Source organism: Microcystis aeruginosa NIES-843, assembly GCF_000010625.1.
Lineage (GTDB): Bacteria > Cyanobacteriota > Cyanobacteriia > Cyanobacteriales > Microcystaceae > Microcystis > Microcystis aeruginosa.
In genome coordinates this window covers 1,873,205-1,896,525 of sequence record NC_010296.1, presented here as the reverse complement: position 1 = coordinate 1,896,525, position 23,321 = coordinate 1,873,205, and the positions used below count along the sequence as shown (strand labels likewise).

General features: G+C 43.5%; 12 protein-coding genes, 1 tRNA gene, 3 rRNA genes and 6 pseudogenes. 9 read left to right on the top strand and 13 right to left on the bottom strand.

Going from position 1 to position 23,321, the window contains the following annotated elements; all coding sequences use genetic code 11:
* Positions 1–19: 19 nt before the first annotated feature.
* The 5 genes and pseudogenes from MAE_RS09260 to MAE_RS09245 all read right to left on the bottom strand — a co-directional run.
* The gene (locus MAE_RS09260; RefSeq protein ID WP_002736748.1) at positions 20–1,138 is read right to left on the bottom strand and encodes a hypothetical protein; all 1,119 of its coding nucleotides are present in this window, start codon (positions 1,136–1,138) and stop codon (positions 20–22) included.
* Positions 1,139–1,235: 97 nt separating this feature from the next.
* A complete protein-coding gene (locus tag MAE_RS09255) occupies positions 1,236–2,558 on the bottom strand; it encodes an aminotransferase class I/II-fold pyridoxal phosphate-dependent enzyme (protein WP_002736994.1) in 1,323 nt (440 codons plus the stop codon).
* An 18-nt stretch (positions 2,559–2,576) separates the two neighbouring features.
* On the bottom strand, positions 2,577–4,193 hold the full coding sequence (locus MAE_RS09250) for an AMP-binding protein (protein ID WP_012265346.1): 1,617 nt from the start codon (positions 4,191–4,193) through the stop codon (positions 2,577–2,579).
* Positions 4,186–4,356 carry a hypothetical protein gene (locus tag MAE_RS31910; RefSeq protein WP_231859755.1) on the bottom strand — a complete coding sequence of 57 codons (171 nt, stop codon included), beginning with the start codon at positions 4,354–4,356 and terminating at the stop codon, positions 4,186–4,188. The genes MAE_RS09250 and MAE_RS31910 overlap by 8 nt, the downstream gene beginning before the upstream one ends.
* A 93-nt stretch (positions 4,357–4,449) precedes the next feature.
* A pseudogene (locus tag MAE_RS09245) lies at positions 4,450–4,953 on the bottom strand (AMP-binding protein); the annotation flags it as partial.
* A gap of 524 nt (positions 4,954–5,477) precedes the next feature.
* Between MAE_RS09245 and MAE_RS09240 the strand changes: the two are divergent.
* Positions 5,478–5,768, top strand: coding sequence for a DUF2288 domain-containing protein (locus MAE_RS09240; protein ID WP_012265343.1), 291 nt, complete (start codon positions 5,478–5,480; stop codon positions 5,766–5,768).
* A 50-nt stretch (positions 5,769–5,818) separates the two neighbouring features.
* Here the strand turns inward: MAE_RS09240 and rrf are convergent.
* From rrf to MAE_RS09220, 4 genes are all read right to left on the bottom strand, one after another.
* Positions 5,819–5,936, bottom strand: a 5S ribosomal RNA gene (rrf, locus tag MAE_RS09235).
* Positions 5,937–5,992: 56 nt separating this feature from the next.
* Positions 5,993–8,872, bottom strand: a 23S ribosomal RNA gene (locus MAE_RS09230).
* A 152-nt stretch (positions 8,873–9,024) separates the two neighbouring features.
* A tRNA-Ile gene (locus tag MAE_RS09225) sits at positions 9,025–9,098 on the bottom strand.
* Between the two features lie 132 nt (positions 9,099–9,230).
* Positions 9,231–10,719, bottom strand: a 16S ribosomal RNA gene (locus MAE_RS09220).
* Together the 16S, 23S and 5S rRNA genes with 1 tRNA gene alongside form the textbook arrangement of a ribosomal RNA operon.
* A gap of 433 nt (positions 10,720–11,152) precedes the next feature.
* Between MAE_RS09220 and MAE_RS09215 the strand changes: the two genes are divergently transcribed.
* Positions 11,153–12,178, top strand: coding sequence for an ABC transporter permease (locus MAE_RS09215; protein ID WP_012265341.1), 1,026 nt, complete (start codon positions 11,153–11,155; stop codon positions 12,176–12,178).
* A gap of 1,018 nt (positions 12,179–13,196) precedes the next feature.
* On the opposite strand, the gene MAE_RS09210 is transcribed toward MAE_RS09215, so the two are convergent.
* The 3 genes and pseudogenes from MAE_RS09210 to MAE_RS09200 form a co-directional block, all read right to left on the bottom strand.
* Complete coding sequence (locus MAE_RS09210; RefSeq protein ID WP_012265339.1) at positions 13,197–14,855, bottom strand: IS1634 family transposase; 1,659 nt, start codon at positions 14,853–14,855, stop codon at positions 13,197–13,199.
* A gap of 158 nt (positions 14,856–15,013) precedes the next feature.
* Positions 15,014–16,282, bottom strand: coding sequence for an IS701-like element ISMae34 family transposase (locus MAE_RS09205; RefSeq protein ID WP_012265338.1), 1,269 nt, complete (start codon positions 16,280–16,282; stop codon positions 15,014–15,016).
* Positions 16,283–16,620: 338 nt separating this feature from the next.
* Positions 16,621–16,938: pseudogene (locus tag MAE_RS09200) on the bottom strand (IS4 family transposase); the annotation flags it as partial.
* 74 nt (positions 16,939–17,012) lie between these two features.
* Between MAE_RS09200 and MAE_RS09195 the strand changes: the two are divergent.
* The 7 genes and pseudogenes from MAE_RS09195 to MAE_RS09170 all read left to right on the top strand — a co-directional run.
* Positions 17,013–17,312: pseudogene (locus MAE_RS09195) on the top strand (helix-turn-helix domain-containing protein); the annotation flags it as partial.
* Between the two features lie 87 nt (positions 17,313–17,399).
* On the top strand, positions 17,400–17,534 hold the full coding sequence (locus MAE_RS34315; RefSeq protein WP_422730584.1) for a hypothetical protein: 135 nt from the start codon (positions 17,400–17,402) through the stop codon (positions 17,532–17,534).
* Positions 17,509–18,221, top strand: a pseudogene (locus MAE_RS09185) (IS630-like element ISMae29 family transposase); the annotation flags it as partial. The gene MAE_RS34315 and the pseudogene MAE_RS09185, both read left to right, overlap by 26 nt.
* Before the next feature lie 76 nt (positions 18,222–18,297).
* Positions 18,298–19,566, top strand: coding sequence for an IS701-like element ISMae34 family transposase (locus tag MAE_RS09180; RefSeq protein WP_012264111.1), 1,269 nt, complete (start codon positions 18,298–18,300; stop codon positions 19,564–19,566).
* A 16-nt stretch (positions 19,567–19,582) separates the two neighbouring features.
* Positions 19,583–19,803: pseudogene (locus MAE_RS31895) on the top strand (hypothetical protein); the annotation flags it as partial.
* Between the two features lie 173 nt (positions 19,804–19,976).
* Positions 19,977–20,375 (top strand): annotated as a pseudogene (locus tag MAE_RS09175) (transposase); the annotation flags it as partial.
* An 878-nt stretch (positions 20,376–21,253) separates the two neighbouring features.
* Positions 21,254–22,240 (top strand): IS30-like element ISMae39 family transposase, encoded by a 987-nt coding sequence (locus MAE_RS09170; protein WP_012265332.1) that lies wholly within the window; start codon positions 21,254–21,256, stop codon positions 22,238–22,240.
* A 58-nt stretch (positions 22,241–22,298) separates the two neighbouring features.
* Here MAE_RS09170 and MAE_RS09165 read toward each other — a convergent pair whose 3' ends face one another.
* Positions 22,299–23,216 (bottom strand): glycosyltransferase family 2 protein, encoded by a 918-nt coding sequence (locus MAE_RS09165; RefSeq protein WP_012265331.1) that lies wholly within the window; start codon positions 23,214–23,216, stop codon positions 22,299–22,301.
* Between the last annotated feature and the right edge of the window lie 105 nt (positions 23,217–23,321).

Below are 23,321 nucleotides of genomic sequence, written 5' to 3'. Positions count from 1 at the left end.
GGTAAGCATTGGATTAAGACTAGAAATAGGATTGTAGCGTCCCTCGACGACGGATATCCAAGGTAGCGCAGTGGAAAGAGCCACCGAAAGGCGCGTAATTCATGAAAGGGCAGGGAATTGGCTCAAATCCATGATCTTTGAGAAATCGAATCATCGTTTCTTGATGTTTTTCAATGATTACCCTTTTCTCATCAAGCATTAATACATTCATGCTAATCCATAAACTACACATACTAGCATTGGCATTGAAAAAACCTCCTGTGATAATATCGGGTTTAGGAGCAATGAGAATATCCCAAGATTTAAAAATGTCTGGGATTTTAGCCACATCAATATAATCTGGGTTCACTAATAACTTTCCAGGAGCCAGAGGCATGAAACTAGAATCAATGTGCATTGGTTGTCGGCATTTACTTTCGACTCTATGAATATTAAATTTATCCCCAACATGGCGTTCTAGCCATTGAATTCCCATCTCATTTGTCACGTTACTTCTCGTAACAAAAATGTCCTTACCACAGCGAATAAAATCCGCCGCATCAAAGACAGGTTCGCATTCCGTGATTACGTAGCGAATCGGTTCCCCTTCTTGAGGTATCTGATAGTTGCGATCATAGAGTCGATCGGTTAACTTGGGTTTAGGTGCGGCAGTCCATCGTGCACCTTTTTGAAAATATTCAATTAATAATGTTTGGTAAGCGTGGAGTTCAAAATATCGAGAACGCCATGCCATCGGGGTTTCAATAATTTCGTCTCCCAATACTAACAAACCATCTCGCGGACAGGCAGTACATAACCCTTTTGATTTCCAATCGGGAGTTTTGTAGGTCACGCTAAAATCCATAACATCGGGACGACGGACGGTAACTCCTTCAGATTCTAAAATATGGATGAAATGTTCTAAATCCTTACTCGCTTCTTCTATTAAAAATTTTGGATAACGTCGGCTACCAAACCACATCAATATTTTTGATAAACTTTGAGGAATTGTGGCGTGAACACTAAGATGATTCGGGGGAAACACCGCATTATCTAAACTTCCAACGATTACCTCTTCTAAAGGATCCCATTCATTATAAGAGTTGACAGTGGCGTTAAGAGTTGAGCATTTTTCTGCTTGTAAAGTATTGGCAATCATCATTTTTCTCCTTTTGGTTTTGTGAATCGGGTAAGTTACCCATTTTTTCTAGTTTTGTGATGGGAACTTAATTGACAGAAGTTGGATATTGTCGGCTTTAAAATTGATAGTGCTCTCGGGTTTTTTTGAGAGCTTCAACAAAAAGATTAATATCCTCATCAGTATGCTTATTGTTGATCATCAAGCGAATTAAAGCCTTGCCACGCTCAACAGCAGGATAACGGAATATAGGGATACAATACCCCATGTCCAGTAAGTCTCGTCGTACCTGTTCAGCTACTTCATCTTGACCAATAATAATTGAGGTAATGTAAGAAGGTACATCATTGAGGTGAAAACCTAAATTAATTAGAGTTTCTCGCAATTGTAAACAGCGTTTTAGATAGTCATCCATAATTTTGGGATTTTTCTCCAAGTGCTGTATAATTTCCAGATTCGTAGCAGCCGTTGGTGGTTGCATAGTTGCTGTAAACAAGGAAGTACCAGAGAGAATCTCAAAAGATTTGACAAATTCTTTCGGTCCACTGATTGCTCCCCCTTCAATACCGACAGCTTTGGAGAAAGAAACCATGATAAAAGTAGCTCTGCGTAAAGCTTTGTACTCCTGATAGAAAGGTCGATTAGGAGTGCCATAAATCATAAATCCGTTAGCATCATCAACGTAAGATAAAGCTCCATAACGCTCACAAATTTCGATTAATTCACCAACAGGAGCTACACTGCCATCAGAAGAATATACTGTTTCAAAGACGACAATAACCCTCGATGATTTAATCTTCTTTAACACTTGCTCAAGAGAAGAAGGATCATTATGCTTAAAGGCAAATACTTGAGAACCCAACTTTCGGTTAGCCAGCGGATTCCATAAACTCCAGTGACAATCTCGATCTAAAACAAAAACAACATCCTGATTATCTATTGTGACAGTTGCATCAAAGCCAAAAGAACTGGTCATAGCATTAATAAAACCAATATTAGCTAAAGCTCCTGTCCCAAAGGTTAAAGTATAATCTTTTTGCCAAATTTCGTTCATCTTTTGTTCCAGTAAAAGATGGGGACGGGAAACTCCTTGAGTAAGACGAGATCCTCCCGTAGCTAAACCATATTGGCGGGTATTTTTACAGAAAATCTCAACGAATTGCTCTTCTTGTTGTAGTCCGAGAAAATTAATCCCTGATAAATTAATCATTTCCCGACCATCACGTTTAATGCGAGAGCCACTCATCCCGTCCATAACCGGAATACCATCACCAAGAAGAAATCCAGCTGCCTCAGCGTCATCGAGAAATTTTTCATTACCCCATTGGCTAGGATTTTTCGACGGAGACATATAGTCAGATTTTTCTGAAAGTAGTTGTTTCAAAAGATGGCGCTTTTGAGCAGATGAAAGCGAATTTAGAGTCTCAATATTGGTAGTCATGATTCAATTGTCTCCTATCTATTTAGATAATATGGAACTGAGTAAAGCATCCACTTCTTCATCATTCATTTGGTCTATTTGTTCCGTAAACTTCCAGCGATTCTCTGATATTTTGTTAGTCAAAATTGCTGTTAAACTATTAACACTAACACCTTCAATAAAATTATCTATAGGGATTTCAACTCCCCAGTTAGTGTTAAACAGATTATTTAATTCAGCAGCTACCAAGGAATCAAATCCGATATTTTGTCGAACGTCTATGTTTTCATCAGCCGTTTCCTTTAGTTCTGCAAATTTAGCAATTAACCACTGTTCAATCTCTTCATAAATAGCCTTGTACTCAGATGATTCTGATAAGTGCGAAAAAGTTTTTAATTTTTCTAACAAATGATTAACATCTGATTCTAGTTTTATGAAGTCCTTTTTTTGAGATGGAATTTTACTCCAATCGCCAATCACATCAAGAGTTCCCGCTAGGAAAGCAGTCCGACAAGCTATTCGTTGAATTTTACCACTAGAGGTTTTAGGAATACTTGCTGTCTTAAGAAGTGCGACGGCATAAACATCTAGCTGATGTTCTTCGGCAACAGAGCGAATAATTTGCTCAATTACCTCTGGTGAGTCTAATTTACGCAGATAACTCCGCTCTACCTCTTGGACAACCACTAGCCTTTCTTGGCCAGCAATTTCCACTGAAAATACTGCTCCACACCCTTGCCGCAATCCCAGGTGACTTTTTTCGACGGTGGATTCAATATCTTGAGGATAATGATTACGTCCTTGAACAATAATTAAGTCCTTGAGTCTGCCTGTGATAAATAACTCACCAGCCAGTAAAAATCCTAAATCTCCTGTCCGCAGAAATGGACCGACCTGGGTATCAGCTAAATAAGCTTTGAAAGTTTCTTCTGTCTGTTCGGGTCGATTCCAATAACCCTGAGCTACACTATCACTAGATACCCAAATTTCTCCTATTTCTCCATCTCGACATTCAGTTAACGATTCAGGATTCACAATCACAATTTTTTCTGATAACCAAGCGTGACCACAACCGACCAATAACTGAGCATTCGGGTGTTGACAGTTAATAGTAACGGCACTATTTTCTAAAAGAGCTAATTTATCAACTGCTTCAATCACAGGAGATTGGCTTTTAATTCCCCCCGATACAAATAGAGTAGTTTCAGCCATCCCATAACAAGGGTAAAATGCCTCTCTCTTAAAACCACTATCAGCAAAAGTATTAGCAAATTTTTCTAATGTAATTGCTCGCACAGGTTCGGCTCCATTAAAAGCCACATCCCAACAACTTAAATCCAGATTTTCTCGCTCTTGAGGTTTAATTTTAGAGGCACATAATTCATAAGCAAAATTAGGTCCACCACTACTGGTAGCTTTGTAGCGAGAAATAGCTTGTAACCATCGGAGCGGTTTTTGGATAAATGCTTCTGGAGGCATAATCACAGAAGGAAATCCGACGTATATGGGTTGTAATACGTGACCAATTAGTCCCATATCATGGAATAGTGGCAACCATCCTACACCAATAGTTTTGCTTGTGTGTCCAAAGGCAGAAGCAATCAGTCTTTCATTATGAAGTAAATTTTTATGACTAACCATAACTCCTTTAGGCATACCTGTTGAACCGGAAGTATATTGTAGGAAAGCTATGTCCTCTAAAGAAAGATTGGTTCTTCGTTACTTGGTATGGTTTGATCGGGTGGCATAAATCGACTAAATCCTTATCTGGCAAGAGACTTAATTGATTAGCTCGTTCTAGATCGAAAACAATTGGCAAAAATCGAAGCAATGTCTTTATATATAAGGGTTTCATCCCTTATAACCCCCCTCCATTGCATAACAAAAACCGAAGAACCGAAAGATTCAGTTTTTGCCAGTTTTCTGCTTGCTCATCCGAGATGTTATTAGTAGCTAAGCAAGGTACTGTTACTAACTCAGGATCACTCGAAAATTTTTCCTCAATAGTCCTTAATAAGGATGTAGTAGTTAAGGCCAGTTTGGCCTGAGCATCTTTAGTGATTGCTTGTAGTCGAGAGAGCTTTTGATTACGTCGGGGGGGATAAACAGGAACAGCAATAACACCAGCATATAAACAGGCAAAGAAAGCAATGATAAATTCTTCCCCTGATGGATAGAGCAATAAAGCTCTTTCTCCCGGAGACATTTGTAACTGAAGTTGAGCCGCCAAAGCTTTTGCTTTTTGATCTAATTGCTGATAAGTCAGTCTGGCGGTTTCTGTTTCTCCATTAGCCAAAAAGATATAAGCTGTTTGCTCGGCTTGCTGCAATGCTCTATGGTTCAAAATATCTACAAAAGTAGAAATGTCCTGAAAAATTTCGCCTTGAGATTTTGACTCTACAGATAAACAAAGCATTTTTTCCTCTACAACTGATTTCTGAAGTTCTTTTAACTTAAAACTAATTATCGGCGAATTATTTTGGAACTACAACCTAAGTTTAGGAAGTTAAGAAAGAAGTTAAGGATAACGTAACCTAAGTTTAGGAAGTTAAGAAAGAAGTTAAGGATAACGTAACCGTTCAGGAGAGGTGTCAAGCCGCCAGTGGCATTGACTCTGTGGAAGGACTCTCAAGGAGAAGCGCTGCCTTTCCTAGAAGCGCGAATCGCTTCGGTCATAAGTACCTAAGCAAAATTAATTACACATCTAAGCCATCAGCCGTCAGCTTTTTAAGTGATCAGTAAACAGTGATATAGCGTTTCCTGTTCGCAAGAGGTACATTATCGATGTTGAAAAGCTTAATCAGGAAAGGTTTAGCTGTCACATACAGGTGTGAGAACCGCTACAATTACTATAGATGAAGATCGGTCGTCCCTTTGCCTGTATGCTAGAAGGAAGGGCTAATTCGTTATTGAGCGAGCTTTTTCGCAAGGATTGACAGTATGGGTAATATTCACGAGCAGTTATTAGAGGAATTAGCCGAAGTGGAGTGGAGTGACTTGATCCCCCATGCTCAAAGGGATGCGCTGATCGTGGTTTCGGATTCCCTCAATTTAATCGAAGTGGCAGAAGCGATCGCCGGTGATCGGGTTGCTCAAGTGCAGAATTGGATCGGGGAAAAACTACTAGAAAAACCGACACAAGAGCAGTTAAGCGATTGGAATTCCCATCCCGATAACCTTTTTAATACACTAATCGTGCAACCTTTTGTGTTAATTCAGGCGGTAGTTTAGATAAAAGCCTACCCCCCAATCTGGTGGGATTGAGGGGTAGGAAAGAATAATCCTGGCATCGAGCTATTGTCCCGGTCGGCAACCCGACAAGTATCTTGGCCACGGTGAAGTTTCACAACCGAGTTCGGGATGGAATCGGAGTGGTGCCATCACGTTAAAGACACCAGGAAGGGTAGAACCCTCAAGACTGCAAAAGCTAGGGAAAAAGTGGTGAAAAGAAGAATCAGGTCAAGCCCTCGGTCGGTTAGTACTCCTCGACTGCACTCGTTACCGAGCTTCCATCTAGAGCCTATCAACGGGTAGTCTACCCGAGACCTTACTGGCTTAATGCCATGAGAGCAATCATCTGGAGGTGGGCTTCCCACTTAGATGCTTTCAGCGGTTATCCGCTCCGCACATGGCTACCCTGCGTTTACCGTTGGCACGATAACAGGTACACCAGCGGTGCGTCCTTCCCGGTCCTCTCGTACTAAGGAAGGCTCCTCGCAATGCTCTTACGCCTACACCGGATATGGACCGAACTGTCTCACGACGTTCTGAACCCAGCTCACGTACCGCTTTAATGGGCGAACAGCCCAACCCTTGGGACCGACTTCAGCCCCAGGTTGCGATGAGCCGACATCGAGGTGCCAAACCTCCCCGTCGATGTGAACTCTTGGGGGAGATCAGCCTGTTATCCCTAGAGTAACTTTTATCCGTTGAGCGACGGCCCTTCCACGCGGTGCCGTCGGATCACTAAAGCCGACTTTCGTCCCTGTTCGACTTGTGGGTCTCACAGTCAAGCTCCCTTCTGCTTTTGCACTCTATCGTCCCATTTCCAACGGGACCGAGGGAACCTTTGCGCGCCTCCGTTACCTTTTAGGAGGCGACCGCCCCAGTCAAACTGCCCACCTGAAACTGTCTCCCGCCCCGATCAGGGGTCAGGGTTAGAATTCTAGCCTCGCCAGAGTGGTATCTCACCGTTAGCTCCACTCTCCCCACGAGGAGAGTTTCAAAGCTTCCCACCTATCCTGCGCAAGCGAAGCCCGAAGCCAATTCCAGGCTACAGTAAAGCTTCATAGGGTCTTTCTGTCCAGGTGCAGGTAGTCCGTATCTTCACAGACAATCCTATTTCGCCGAGTCTCTCTCCGAGACAGTGCCCAGATCGTTACGCCTTTCGTGCGGGTCGGAACTTACCCGACAAGGAATTTCGCTACCTTAGGACCGTTATAGTTACGGCCGCCGTTCACCGGGGCTTCGGTCGTCAGCTTCAGATTACTCCTGACCAACTTCCTTAACCTTCCGGCACTGGGCAGGCGTCAGCCTCCATACTGCGTCTTACGACTTGGCGGAGACCTGTGTTTTTGGTAAACAGTCGCCTGGGCCTATTCACTGCGACCCTCTTGCGAGGGTACCCCTTCTCCCGAAGTTACGGGGTCATTTTGCCGAGTTCCTTAGAGAGAGTTATCTCGCGCCCCTTAGTATTCTCTACTTCCCCACCTGTGTCGGTTTCGGGTACAGGCAATTAATGATTAACGTGGTTCGGGCTTTTCTAGGAAGCTTGATCAGCGCCACTTCCCTCCCGTGGGAGGTGGGACTCGCGTCTTAGCTCCTGGTGTTTTCGCCACCTCTCATCGCCTCGACTGCTTGCACTGGTAACCAACATCCAGCTGACGTTGACCTTCTCCGTTCTCCGGCACAATCATTAATCGGTACGGGAATGTTAACCCGTTGTCCATCGACTACGCTTTTCAGCCTCGCCTTAGGTCCTGACTGACCCTCCGCGGACGAGCCTTGCGGAGGAAACCTTGGGGTTTCGGGGTGTGGGATTCTCACCCACATTTTCGCTACTTAAGCCGACATTCTCACTTCTATAGAGTCCACAGCTGCTTGCCGCTACTGCTTCACCCCCTATAGAACGCTCCCCTACCACTACAATGTAGTCCACAGCTTCGGTAGATAACTTAGCCCCGTTCATTTTCGGCGCAGGAGCGCTTGACCAGTGAGCTATTACGCACTCTTTTAAGGATTGCTGCTTCTAGGCAAACCTCCTGGTTGTCCATGCACTCCCACCTCCTTTCTCACTTAGTTATCATTTGGGGACCTTAGCTGGTGGTCTGGGCTGTTTCCCTCTTGACGATGAAGCTTATCCCCCACCGTCTCACTGGTAGTTTTTTTAGCCGTATTCAGAGTTTGCCTCGCCTTGGTACCGGTCTCCCAGCCCGCGGCGAAACAGTGCTTTACCCCGACTAAACTTCCACTACCGCTGCGCCTCAACACATTTCGGGGAGAACCAGCTAGCTCCGAGTTCGATTGGCATTTCACCCCTAACCACAGCTCATCCGCTAATTTTTCAACATTAGTCGGTTCGGACCTCCACTTGGTTTTACCCAAGCTTCATCCTGGCCATGGTTAGATCACCCGGGTTCGGGTCTACAAATTATGACGCTTCGCCCTCTTCAGACTCGCTTTCGCTGGGGCTGTGGGGTCTTCCCCCTTCACCTGCCATAACCTGTAAGTCGCCGGCTCATTCTTCAACAGGCACACGGTCAGACGTTCAATCGTCCTCCCATTGCTTGTAGGCTAACGGTTTCATGTTCTATTTCACTCCCCTTCCGGGGTTCTTTTCACCTTTCCCTCGCGGTACTGTTTCTCTATCGGTCACACGGGAATATTTAGCCTTACCTCGTGGTCGAGGCAGATTCACACGGGATTTCACGTGCCCCATGCTACTCGGGATGCAGTTAAGCTGGTGCCTTTTTCGACTACAGGACTTTCACCTTCTCTGGTGCGGTTTTCAGCCGCTTCGTCTAAATTTCCCAGTCTTTTGTCACTGTCCCACGACCCCAAGTTCCGCAGAACTTGGTTTAGGCTGTTCCCTTTTCGCTCGCCGCTACTGGGGGAATCGCTGTTGCTTTCTTTTCCTCTGGCTACTAAGATGTTTCAGTTCACCAGGTTTGCTCGCTCCACCCTATGTATTCAGGTGGTCGTGTTTAGGGTTGCCCCATTCGGATATCTTCGGATCAATGCTTGCTTCCCGCTCCCCGAAGCGTTTCGTCGGTAACTACGTCCTTCTTCGCTTCCGTGTGCCTAGGTATCCACCGTTAGCCCTTATTAGCTTGACCTTGCGGTCTTCTTTTTTGGCTTTTTCACCTAGCTCTATGCAGTTTTCAAGGTTCCTCTGGACTCTGTACTCAGAGCCAGCATTCTCTCTTATATATGTATATAAGATAAGGTGCTGATTCCTCGCTTCTCTTGTTTTTGCCACCTGTGCAGGTGGGCCATCCTGGACTCGAACCAGGGACCTCACCCTTATCAGGGGTGCGCTCTAACCACCTGAGCTAATAGCCCTTGTTCCTGATTCAGGTCTTTTATGAACCCAGAACCTAGTTTGAAAGCCTCATACCTCGTTCCGACCTTTTGGGATTGATTCTTGGTAGGGACTACTTTTTTTTCGTCTTATACCTGAATTAGGTCTCCCTTTAAGGAGGTGATCCAGCCACACCTTCCGGTACGGCTACCTTGTTACGACTTCACCCCAGTCACTAGCCCTGCCTTAGGCATCCCCCTCCTTGCGGTTGAGGTAATGACTTCGGGCGTGACCAGCTTCCATGGTGTGACGGGCGGTGTGTACAAGGCCCGGGAACGAATTCACCGCCGTATGCTGACCGGCGATTACTAGCGATTCCTCCTTCATGCAGGCGAGTTGCAGCCTGCAATCTGAACTGAGGCCGGGTTTGCTGGGATTCGCTGGCTCTCGCGAGTTCGCTGCCCTTTGTCCCGACCATTGTAGTACGTGTGTCGCCCAAGACGTAAGGGGCATGCTGACTTGACGTCATCCCCACCTTCCTCCGGTTTGTCACCGGCAGTCTCCTTAGAGTCCCCAACTTAATGCTGGCAACTAAGAACGAGGGTTGCGCTCGTTGCGGGACTTAACCCAACATCTCACGACACGAGCTGACGACAGCCATGCACCACCTGTGTTCGCGCTCCCGAAGGCACCCCCAGCTTTCACCAGGGTTCGCGACATGTCAAGTCTTGGTAAGGTTCTTCGCGTTGCATCGAATTAAACCACATACTCCACCGCTTGTGCGGGCCCCCGTCAATTCCTTTGAGTTTCACACTTGCGTGCGTACTCCCCAGGCGGGATACTTAACGCGTTAGCTTCGGCACGGCTCGGGTCGATACAAGCCACGCCTAGTATCCATCGTTTACGGCTAGGACTACAGGGGTATCTAATCCCTTTCGCTCCCCTAGCTTTCGTCCCTGAGTGTCAGATACAGCCCAGTAGCACGCTTTCGCCACCGATGTTCTTCCCAATCTCTACGCATTTCACCGCTACACTGGGAATTCCTGCTACCCCTACTGCTCTCTAGTCTGCCAGTTTCCACCGCCTTTAGGTCGTTAAGCAACCTGATTTGACAGCAGACTTGGCTGACCACCTGCGGACGCTTTACGCCCAATAATTCCGGATAACGCTTGCCTCCCCCGTATTACCGCGGCTGCTGGCACGGAGTTAGCCGAGGCTGATTCCTCAAGTACCGTCAGAACTTCTTCCTTGAGAAAAGAGGTTTACAATCCAAAGACCTTCCTCCCTCACGCGGCGTTGCTCCGTCAGGCTTTCGCCCATTGCGGAAAATTCCCCACTGCTGCCTCCCGTAGGAGTCTGGGCCGTGTCTCAGTCCCAGTGTGGCTGCTCATCCTCTCAGACCAGCTACTGATCGTCGCCTTGGTAGGCTCTTACCCCACCAACTAGCTAATCAGACGCAAGCTCTTCTTCAGGCCAATTAGGTTTCACCTCGCGGCATATCGGGTATTAGCAGTCGTTTCCAACTGTTGTCCCCGTCCTGAAGTTAGATTCTTACGCGTTACTCACCCGTCCGCCACTAGAATCCGAAGATTCCCGTTCGACTTGCATGTGTTAGGCACGCCGCCAGCGTTCATCCTGAGCCAGGATCAAACTCTCCATGATGAATCGTTTGATTCTTTTGACTTTTTTTTCGTCTCCCCCTTGCGGGTTTGACTTCTTTGTTATAGAATTGCTTCTAAACGAGGCTGTTTTGCTTGGCTTTCAAACTATTGTTTTGTCTAGGTTCCAGCGTCGTTGGTTTCGCTTCGCTTTCGCTTCGCTTCAACCGCGCATTTACCAATGTATCTAACTTCCCTAAGTTTGTCAACCCCTTTTGGCAAAATTTTTTGATCTTTTTTCTATCCCTTGCTACATCAGCCTTTCAGACCTTAGTCTTTTTTGCTAGTCCCTTGATTAGAACTGGCGGTGCGGATGTATTAGTTTATTTGTACTAAATATTTTCCTCAATTTAATTTTTTATTCAATCCCTCTCGATCGCTGGGTCGATTTTGGGGTATGGTTCCTTGAGAATCTATTTTCTGATCGGAAAGCCCTCATGTCTCGCCACTCCGCTTTACAATCCTATTTACTGGTGCGTTTACTCCTAGCTCCCTTGATGTTATGGACGATCGTGACGGTGGTTTTTCTGCTGATGCGTGTTGCCCCCGGTGATCCCACGGATGCGATTTTAGGCAACCGCGCCCCTGAAAGTGCCAAAAATGCCCTAAGAGAACAATTAGGACTGAATAAACCCCTATTTTTCCAGTACCTAGACTATATTTTCCACCTAATGCGCCTCAATTTAGGAGACTCTTTAACCAGTAAGGGGGTGACGGTATGGGAGATTATCGCTAAACATTTTCCAGCGACGGTGGAACTAACTTTTTATGGAATGCTAATTGCGGTGATAGTGGGAGTCGGATTGGGAATTATCACCGCTTCTCGTCCGAATACTCCCTTAGATGCGGGGGGACGTTTATTTGGGTTGATAACCTATTCCTTGCCGATTTTTTGGGTGGGAATGCTCTTACAGCTAATTTTTGCGGTAAAGTTGCGCTGGTTTCCCTTGGGGACTCGTTTTCCTTTGAGTGAGACTCCACCCCAGACAATTACGGGTTTATACACCTTTGATAGTCTGATGACTCTACAACTAGATAAGTTGCCCACAGCTTTGTATTATCTAGCCTTACCTAGTTTTACTCTCGGCATTCTTTTGAGTGGGATTTTTGAACGGATGGTGCGAGTTAATCTGAAACAAACTTTGCAAGCGGACTATGTAGATGCGGCCAAAGCGAGAGGAATACCAGAAAAAACGATTATGATCGCCCATGCGCTGAAAAATGCCCTAATTCCCGTAATTACTGTCTTAGGATTAACTTTTGCGGCTCTTTTAGGTGGTGCAGTCTTGACGGAAGTTACTTTTTCTTGGCCGGGTTTGGGAAATCAGTTATATCGCGCGATTTCTCTGCGGGATTACCCAACAGTGCAGGGATTAATGGCTTTTTTTGCGACAATAGTGGTTTTTGCCAGTATTTTAATCGATCTCATCAATGCTTACATTGATCCTCGCATCCGTTATTAATCAGGGAGAGGGAATTATGAATTATGAATTATGGTTCTTCCGAACTTACACTGTAGAAAAGTCCCCAAGCTCCCTCTCTGTCCAGCAATGTTCTAAAGTTGATAAATATCAATCTAACAAAAACTCAAAGCTTTATTGTACAAGCTTTACAAGCATAAGTTGTTGATAGTTTTGCATGACAGGTTCGGTAGAGCCTGAATTATGAAGTGGGGAGGTGGGGAGATGGGGAAGTGGGGAAGTGGGGAAGTGGGGAAGTGGGGAAGCAGCAATTCTCATTTTGAAATAAATAGCTGAGAGGGGGACAAGCGAGCTAGAAGGTAGATAGGGCAAGCGATATACCTCTTTGTCCCTTGGGTGCGGCTCTTTTAGAAAGACGGATGGCAAGTCAAACAAGCATCGCTGTGTGTCTTGAAGTAGTAAGCTTTTACGCATTTAAGTTACATTGACAGCATTACCCTTATTTTTAAGTTTTCTACCCACATTCCGCACCCTAAAGTGTCACATTGAAAATTTTATCTAAATCGTCAAAACGATTGCCGGCTCTGAATTACAGGCTAATTTGTTTGCCCAGCAGATGCACAATTAGCCCTAAAAATCTGATAGCTCTGATACCAAATTATTGAGATCAACTCTCATTAAGCTGGCGATCGCTGACTAGAGTGTGACACTTCATAATTCTTAGTAATCGCTAAAAGTCTTACTATACAAGGGCTAGAGCAACTTTTGATTTCAACGACTAGGGTGCGGAATGTGGGATTAAATGGAGTAGAAACCCACATTCCGCACCCTAAGTGTCACAACGTCTCAAAAGAGGAAGGGGCGCGAGTCAAAATACTTATCTAGAGGAGTGAGTTGGCGGCAAGCTGCCGGCAACTAAGCCGAAAATTTCAGAGTTCCCCCGGTCATTCTCAATAAACAGTGCTTGTTGAGAATGACTAGGCAATCAGACTTAACATCTAGGGGGAGATGTTCCAGTTGCTCGCTTTGTTTTGTCACCCCTTGAAGTCAATCCATCTGGTCAAGATAAGAGATAATATTCCTGGCAAGGTTTGGGGAAAAATCTCAAAATGTTGCGCCTCTCATCCGTTAAGTTGCTAATCTTTTGATTGTCTTGAATACGGACGAGATGAATCCCTTGAAAGCCCTGAAATATCCAGCGTAACGTCGGTCGGTCAGTTAACTTACCCAACGGATTTTTCAGTCCCGTCTCCTGCTGTTTTAAACTTAAACGAAGTTGTCTTTGACCAATAGTATAAACCAGCAGGCACAAGCCCATGAGCATGGCCATGACCTCGATTCTATGGGGAGATTTGAGAAAGACACTGTCAGCAAAAAAGCAGGGGTCTTTGAGAAAAGAAAATCCTCTTTCTGGAGCTTGTTGCCCTTTATATTTTTTGAGTATATCCTCACTGCTTAATCGTTGTTTCTCCAAATCGTTAGTTGCTAAAACGAATCGTCCTGCTCGTTTCTTTAGCCTCTCAATGGCGGTCAAATTCAACTCTAATTTGGCTTGAACTTGATAGCTTTGAGAGGGTAAATCGTCTTTTGATTTGAGTTTTGACCCCTGGGACTCAGGCGGAATGAGATTGACTTTAATCTCCGTTAACTGATGAGATTTTAAGGAGTCAGATAATCCTTTGGCTATCGCCAACGCCACCGCTCTATTCTCAAATTCTCTTCGGGATAGTTGCCGGATTTTTTCTTGGGCAGAATTCTTTTCCTGCTCGATTTTTTTCTCTAATTTTTTCAAGTCTGATTCTTGTCTAGCTTGACTTTCAACTAGCAACCATCTTTGTTCTATCCCCCCATAGTTAGAGATGGTTTCCCGCCAGGAATAACCCGGTATTTCTGAATCGGTTAACTCTTTTTCTGAGATGCTATCAACCAACTCTTGAGCCTCTTTAATGCTTAATGGTACTCGAGACAACCAACGCATTTCTTTCATTAGTTTTAAATTCTCTTTGCTATAGAGGGCGCTATCGCCGACTATTAAACTGTCAAAGTCAACTTGTTTTTTAAATTCTCGGGCGATTTGACCAAAAACTGCTTTGTCCGCTTCATTTCCGTCCCCTACTTTCAGGAATAAAGGTACATCTCCATCCCCACTTACGATTAAGTCAATCATAAATTGTTTTAAGTCAGGTCGTCGGTCGCGGGAGTATCCGTAGGTAATTTTTATTGGCTGTTGTCCGGTTTCAATTTCTTCTCCCACTGCTCCTGATTTCAGGATTTCTACTGTTGGGTATTCCTTTTTATATTCTCCTTCTACTGATAGAGAAGTCGAATCTAAATGGGAGTTCTCGGTTGCTACACCAAATTTTTTCACGGCCGCTAAACTAATCAGTAGGAAAATGACCGAAACATTAAGTTGATAAAGTTTGTCCATTACTCGACCAATTTTATCATCATTCAGGTGTTTTGGTTCGATGCCCTCTCCCAGCAGATGTTCGGTTGCTTTATCTTCAAAAAATTGAGGAAATAAATACAAGGCTCGGGAGACAAATCCCAATCCATTCAGGATAATTGCTTTCACGACTTGCCCAGCTGTGACAATTTCTCCTCGCTCAATTGAGACTTGTTCGTTGATAATTTCAACGATTCCTATTTCATCGATAATTCCGGCTACTAATCCCAGATGGTCTAGATTTTTGACTTCAATTTCTGTTGATTGATTCATGGTCGAACAGCCCACTGCCTAAGTTTTCCAACAATTCCTATTTTTTCATAATTAGGGGTCTCAAGCTCCCCCTAACGGCCACCGAGAAAACCTTCACCAGATAAGTATTTTTACTCAAGTCTCTGGAGGGGGACAGCTTATTGGGACTTAAACAAATTTCAAGCCCAAACAAAGCCTAAACTGGCTTTGTAAGCGGCAAACACATCCCGATTCTCGGTCAGCCACTCAAAGAAACGGAAAGACATCGCTGTCCGAAAAGCTTCCAAGGCTTCCACAAAAGTGTTTAAAGGTCGATTCGCCCACCGCCTTTGCAATCCCCCAGTTAACTGATGCCACAGGATAAATGTATAGGCACAAAACACCAAGATAAAATGACGAAGTAAGCTTCGTTTATCCCTGACTTGATATTCCCTTAACCCTAACCATCCTTTGGCTTCTCGGTAGAATACTTCCACCCAATTTCTTTCGGTGTAAGTCCTCACTATCCACGAAGCTGTTACTGTATCTGCCTCAACTACATTGGTGATGAAATAGTCCACCTCTGTGGCTTTTTCCATTGAACTTGCATTCATGACGATCGCCAAGTTCCTTTCTCCTTCTAGTTGAGATATTTTCGCTCTGAATACCGCTACCCAAACCGTTTTCTCTTTATCTAGATTTAGGGTGATTTTCTCCCAATCCTTTTCTGATAGGCTTTTTGCTAGTTGCTCAAGCTGGATTGTTTCTTCCACACCCCCTTCTTTTTCAATAATTACTTTTCGATTTTTTGCCAATCCTCCTAAGTATTTTAGCTTTCTTTCTTCCAGGGCTTTGAGAAAATTTGTGTTGTTGCCATAACCAGCATCTATTAAGACGATTTTCGGTCGATAGCCTCTGGTTAAGCTCCGGTCAATTAAATCTATCGCTATCTCTGGTTTCTTCTTAAATTCTTTGTCTTCTTTCCCCTCGGCTAAGGAACTAGCCGGTTGATAAATTTCAATGTCTAGGGGGACACTTTTTTTGCCGTCGTAGAGATGGGTAGTGACGGCGACTATTCCGTTGTCTGTCTTGCCAATTTCTCCTAGGTACTGCCTGCCAACTCCGGCGGTCAGATTGCCACTTTTTCGATGTCCTGAGTCATCGACAATCAGGGAAAATCCTCGGGGGATTTGCGTCTGGCGGCATTGGTTCATCACTTGCAACCGACATTCATTCACCTGACGGTCTGACCAGGGAGATTCGGTCAAAAAGTGATGTAATCGGTTATAAACTACTCCGACGGCATTATTGGCAATTTGAGTGAGGTTTTTCCTCTCACTTTCCCCTAATAATCCTCCTAAATATTGTCTGAAGCCGTTTTTTTGCGCTTCGTTTTTGAAGCAATTGTCAAACCGCCGACACCATCGGTCAAAGCATGGGGGCATCGCGGCTGGGGTTGTCTCTTTCATCGCTGATCTTTCAACGTAAAGTGCTTACTCTTTAACGATTATACTCGATTTGATCTTTATTTGGCGTTTAAGTCCCATTATGTGACAGTTGAGGGTGCGGAATGTGGGTTCTTAGTTAACTTGTCTTTGACTTCCCTGTAGAGACAATCTAGGATTTGGGAGCATCTCACTTACGCGATAAGTAATTATACTTAGCCTAAAAGCCACTCTTAATCGTGTCTTGGAACGAAATAGAGGCTTTTAAAGACTGCGTACATGGAGAATTAAAACAAGAATTACCCTCGAAAAGCCTATTTTTCCACTAAGTATTTATGCTCATTGCAAAGGTGAGATGCTCCCTCACTGTTGGAGTTTCCCTTTTTCTTGAGCAGCCACCACAAGATGGGAATGGCGACTCCTTCGTGGACTATGCCTACAGTCAGGATGTTGTAGCAATGCTCGCCCAACTCCCAGGTAGTCCGGTCAAGACTCAACACCCAAGGCTGGGGGAGCTTCAACCAACCCACGACAATTTTCGCAATTTCAGAATAATCAAGCTCGAAGTTGCGGAAAAAGCGTTGTAATCTCTTGTAGTTGGATTCTTTGAGGGCTTTACCTCCAAATCCTACTGCTAACTCGCTCAGATTGACGGTTTTGACTTTAATTAAGGCTAGTAGTAGAGCATCAATTTTGTTTTGATGGATAAAAAAAGAGCTAATCTGGAAGAAGTTATCCAACTTCAGACAAAAAAATGCCGAAGAAAAAATATATTGTAGAGCTAACAGACTCCGAAAGAACTGAACTCGAGCAGCTAACCAAGAAAGGAAAAATAGCAGCTTACAAAATGAACCATGCCAGAATACTACTTTTAGCAGACGTCAATCAACAGGAAGGTGGTTGGACTGACTCGAAAATTAGTGAAGCCTTAAATGTTGCTCAAGCCACCATTGAGAGAGTACGACAAAGATTTGTCGAGTCAGGAATTGAATCATCATTAACTCGAAAAAAGCAAGAACATCGCCGTGCCAAAATTATCGATGGGGAAAAGGAAGCATATCTGGTTCTTCGGTTTGTGTTATGCAATGGACGGGAGTTATAAGGGATGAAACCCTTATATAGAAAGACATTGCTTCGATTTTTGCCAATTGTTTTCAATCTAGAACGAGCTAATCAATTAAGTCTCTTGCCAGATAAGGATTTAGCCTATTTATGCCCCCTGATCGAACCATACCAAGTAACGAAGAACCGCAGATCTGATTGCCATCGCTTGTAGTGAAACACCAACGGGACGAGCAAAATGGACACTTCAAATGCTGGCAGATAAAATGGTCGAACTTGAATATGTGGAAAAAATATCACGAGAAACCATCAGAAAAACCTTAAAAAAAATGAATTGAAACCATGGCTGAATCAATCATGGGTCATTCCCCCAAAAGAATCAGCGGAGTTTGTCTGTGCCATGGAAGATGTCTTGGATATTTATCATAGTGAGTATGACCAGCAAAATCCCTGGCTGTGTTTTGATGAGAGTTGTCAACAATTAGTCAAAGAAACAAAAGAGAAAATACCAGCCGAACCGAGAGAACCAGAAAGGTATGACTATCAATATGAGCGTAATGGTGTAGCCAATATGTTTATGTTTTTTGAACCATTACAAGGTTGGCGACATGTAGAAGTTACACAACAAAGGACGGCGAGCGATTATGCACACCAAATGAAATATTTGGTTGATGAGCGTTATCCGGATGCCCAGAAAATTAGAGTAATTCAAGACAACTTAAATACTCATGTAAAAGCCTCATTATATAAAGCCTTTGAACCGGAAGAGGCCAAGAGAATTTTAGATAAACTCGAATTTCATTACACTCCCAAACATGGCAGCTGGTTAAATATGGCAGAAATTGAGTTGAGCGTTTTGAATCGTCAATGTCTCGAGCGTCGTATCCCAGACATGGATAGTGGGACTTAAACGCCAAATAAAGATCAAATCGAGTATAATCGTTAAAGAGTAAGCACTTTACGTTGAAAGATCAGCGATGAAAGAGACAACCCCAGCCGCGATGCCCCCATGCTTTGACCGATGGTGTCGGCGGTTTGACAATTGCTTCAAAAACGAAGCGCAAAAAAACGGCTTCAGACAATATTTAGGAGGATTATTAGGGGAAAGTGAGAGGAAAAACCTCACTCAAATTGCCAATAATGCCGTCGGAGTAGTTTATAACCGATTACATCACTTTTTGACCGAATCTCCCTGGTCAGACCGTCAGGTGAATGAATGTCGGTTGCAAGTGATGAACCAATGCCGCCAGACGCAAATCCCCCGAGGATTTTCCCTGATTGTCGATGACTCAGGACATCGAAAAAGTGGCAATCTGACCGCCGGAGTTGGCAGGCAGTACCTAGGAGAAATTGGCAAGACAGACAACGGAATAGTCGCCGTCACTACCCATCTCTACGACGGCAAAAAAAGTGTCCCCCTAGACATTGAAATTTATCAACCGGCTAGTTCCTTAGCCGAGGGGAAAGAAGACAAAGAATTTAAGAAGAAACCAGAGATAGCGATAGATTTAATTGACCGGAGCTTAACCAGAGGCTATCGACCGAAAATCGTCTTAATAGATGCTGGTTATGGCAACAACACAAATTTTCTCAAAGCCCTGGAAGAAAGAAAGCTAAAATACTTAGGAGGATTGGCAAAAAATCGAAAAGTAATTATTGAAAAAGAAGGGGGTGTGGAAGAAACAATCCAGCTTGAGCAACTAGCAAAAAGCCTATCAGAAAAGGATTGGGAGAAAATCACCCTAAATCTAGATAAAGAAAAAACGGTTTGGGTAGCGGTATTCAGAGCGAAAATATCTCAACTAGAAGGAGAAAGGAACTTGGCGATCGTCATGAATGCAAGTTCAATGGAAAAAGCCACAGAGGTGGACTATTTCATCACCAATGTAGTTGAGGCAGATACAGTAACAGCTTCGTGGATAGTGAGGACTTACACCGAAAGAAATTGGGTGGAAGTATTCTACCGAGAAGCCAAAGGATGGTTAGGGTTAAGGGAATATCAAGTCAGGGATAAACGAAGCTTACTTCGTCATTTTATCCTGGTGTTTTGTGCCTATACATTTATCCTGTGGCATAAGTTAACTGGGGGATTGCAAAGGCAGTGGGCGAATCGACCTTTAAACACTTTTGTGGAAGCCTTGGAAGCTTTTCGGACAGCGATGTCTTTCCGTTTCTTTGAGTGGCTGACCGAGAATCGGGATGTGTTTGCCGCTTACAAAGCCAGTTTAGGCTTTGTTTGGGCTTGAAATTTGTTTAAGTCCCAATAGTTTAAAACAAGAAATTAAGGCATGGGAAGAAAATCGAAATGAAAAGTCAAATTCAGTTGACTGGAGATTTAAGCTTAGACGCATTTAAGTTTCCTACTCGTATCCCTATCTACAAGGCGTTCCAGGATATTAAAGTGCAATGTAAGTGCGTCTAAGCTTACTACTGCTGATGCTCGTATTAAATTAAAAAAACTCTATCCCTCAATTCAAACTTGACAGACTAGTAGGAACAGTGCTAGAAACGAGAGCCTGGCTCCATGCCATGCCAGATGGGGTTTAAGGGCTTGCTTTAAGGCGCTATACTGGTTCATAGGGTTTTAGAGATTGGTTCTATTTCTCATAAAACACTACTCTCGCCTACTTTTCAAGCTTTTTGTCCTGTACTGAGAACTCAACCCCACATCCGTCCGATAGTCAGAGGAAAAGCTGGAAAACCGGTAGAATTTGGGGCAAAATTCTCAGCAAGCTGTATTGATGGTTACGTATTTTTAGACCGGATTAGTTGGGATAACTTTAATGAATCAGGAGATTTAAAAGCACAAATAGAAGCTTATTATGACTATACAGGATACTATCCAGAATCAGTTCATGTGGACAAAATTTATCGAACCAGAGAAAACCGAGCTTGGTGTAAAGAAAGGGGAATCAGAATCAGTGGTCCCCCATTAGGAAGACCAGCCAAAAATGTTAGTAAAGAACAAAAGAAACAAGCTACTGATGATGAGAGGATTCGGAATTGTATAGAGGGCAAATTTGGACAAGGGAAAAGAAGATTTAGTTTGGCTCTCTGGCTCTGGGAGCATCTCACCTTTGCAATGAGCATAAATACTTAGTGGAAAAATAGGCTGTTCGAGGGTAATTCTTGTTTTAATTCTCCATGTACGCAGTCTTTAAAAGCCTCTATTTCGTTCCAAGACACGATTAAGAGTGGCTTTTAGGCTAAGTATAATTACTTATCGCGTAAGTGAGATGCTCCCCTGGCTCTCGGGGTTTAGGTCTCTAATCAATCTCATTGTATTTTCCTGCTGCTTCGTTTTTTCATGTATTATACTTCTTAATTTTTTATTTGGGTAATTAATTTTGCATGACTACTTAGTCCACAATGCCTAGCTCATCAATGATAGCGGCGATGATGCCTAAATGGTCGAGATTTTTAACGGTTAGTTGAGTCATTTTCAGGTGAGTGACTGGTTGATTTGATTGTAGCTATTCCGTCGCTATTTCTGAGTTTATTTTTGGTTCTTCGTTACTTGGTATGGTTCAATAGGGTGGCATAAATCGACTAAATCCTTATCTGGCAAGAGTTCTATTGATTAGTTCGTTCTAGATCGAAAACAATTGACAAAAATCGCATCAATGTCCTTCTCTATAAAGGTTTCATCCCTTATAACTCCGTCCATCGCATAGCACCAACCGAAGAACCATATTTTTTACTTCCTCTTAACCAGTACGGAATATGGGGTATAAAATTCCACTACGCAGTTTAAATACCGTACAGCTTGAGATGAGACAACAGCCGTGAAATTGATGTCACAGCTAATAAAAAATGGATCAGGATTGCTTTTTATCCGCCAATTCAAAAATGAAACGCATCAACCTCAAGAGTTGACAAAGAAAGGCTCATCAGGTACTGTCTGATCATTAACAAAAACAAATCAGACCCAAAATGAGCCACCAACATCTTAACATAGAACAAAGAAACTTGCTCTACCAACTTAGTCAGGAGGGAAATTTATCTCAACGGCAAATGGCCGTCTGGCTCGGATGTCATCAAAGCACAATATCACGGGAATTAAAAAGGAATCAAAGTTCCCTTGGCTGCTATCTACCTGACACAGCACAAGCTCAAAGCGAGACAAGGCGAAAAAATGCCAAACAACCCTTTAAAAATGTCAGCGAGTCAGCCTTAGAGTTGGTCAAAGAAGGATTGAAAGATTATCATAGTCCCGAACAAATAGCAGGTCGTCTGAAAAGAGCCAGTCAAGAATCTCTCAGTCACGAAACCATCTATCAAATGATCTATCAGAACTATCACGGATGTGGAGAGTACCAGAAATATTTACGCCGGGGGCTTTGTCAAAGAAAGAGTCGAGGCGGAGCAAAAAGTAAGCGTGGAGGGATTCCAGGGCGTGTAGATATCAGCGAGCGACCAGTAATTGCTGACCAGAAAACTGAAATCGGTCATTGGGAAAGTGACACAATGATTGGAGGCAATCATCTAGGAGTTCTCGTTACTCATGTAGATAAAGCCTCGAAATTTTTAGGAGCAGGATTAGCCAAAAACAAAACCGCATCGGAAATCAATAGAGTCACAGAAAAACTTTTTCAAGAGATTCACCCTGACAAAAGAAAAACCTTTACTTGTGACAACGGCAAAGAATTTTGTGGACATCAAGAGTTGAGTCAGAAACTAGGAGCAGATTTTTATTTTGCTACTCCTTATCATTCGTGGGAGAGGGGATTAAACGAGCATACCAAGGGACTGTTAAGACAATTTTTCCCCAAGGGAACGAATTTTAAAATCGTTAAGCCAGAGGAGGTGGAAAGAGCCGTAAACTTGATTAACAATCGTCCTCGAAAATGTCTTGACTATCGTACCCCGAATGAGGTATTCTATAAAGGTAGATCAGACAGTGATGCAATTCAGACTTGAATTGGCCATCTCTAGGTTGTTGTTAGGTGATTGCTGACTGATTAATAATGGTTGAATGTTAATCTGCTTTTCCTTTCAGGGAGACGAAATTAGACCTATGGGAATTACTATTGTCACCATTTTGCGGGGGATGAAAAGGATTTCTCACTTCGGGGGGAGTGGGTAAACCCTGTTTCATTTCCGCTACTTTTAAGAGGATCAAATACTCATAAAAAGCTTGCAAAGTACACCAAGCAAAACCAGCCTTACCATCGAGAATTCCCGCCAAGATAAAATACATATAAAACCAACGAAGCAAGGGACGAAAAGGCAATCGTAGAGATAAATCTTTTAAAGCTCTCCGTCTTTCGACTTCGGTTTTACCAAAAAATAATTTTTTCCAACTAACACCACCGTTAGCCAACTGATGTAGGGTTTCTGCCGCTTCATCGGTAGAATAACGATTATGTTTTTCAATCCAACGACTTAAACCTTTACTACAGGTATAGTGGGGATAGGTTTCTTGTAAAAAAGAGGTTTTTCCCAGACATTCTTCCCTTTCCGTGTGACCATAATCGCTAAACCAGACTTGATCTTTTCTAAATAGACGCATTTGATAACGGGGATACTGGGTGCTGCGACGGATCCAAGTTCCCATAAACATAACTCTTTCGGCCACATAAAAACCAGTAAATTCTTTCTGTTGAGTGGCACGCAGACATTCTGCGTAGAGTTGGGGTGTCATCCTTTCATCTGCTTCGAGAATATAAACCCAATCGTATTTAGTCTCGATATTTTCTAACATCCAAGTTCTTTGTTTACCATGACTCTCGAATTGATGCTGAATCACGCGCACTGGATAACGAGAAGCGATCTCTACTGTGCGATCGCTACTGTAGGAGTCAACCACAATCACATCATCGGATAGAAGTGCCGATTCCACACAGGCGGCAATATCAATTTCTTCGTTATGAGTGAGAATGTAAATGGAAAACATAGATATAATATGGTGTTTGATTATACGAAACCTGATCGGGCATTAGTCCTATTGTGTACCGGAAAAAGTGGAATAAAAACCCTTATTATCCAAGAAATTTTCTTA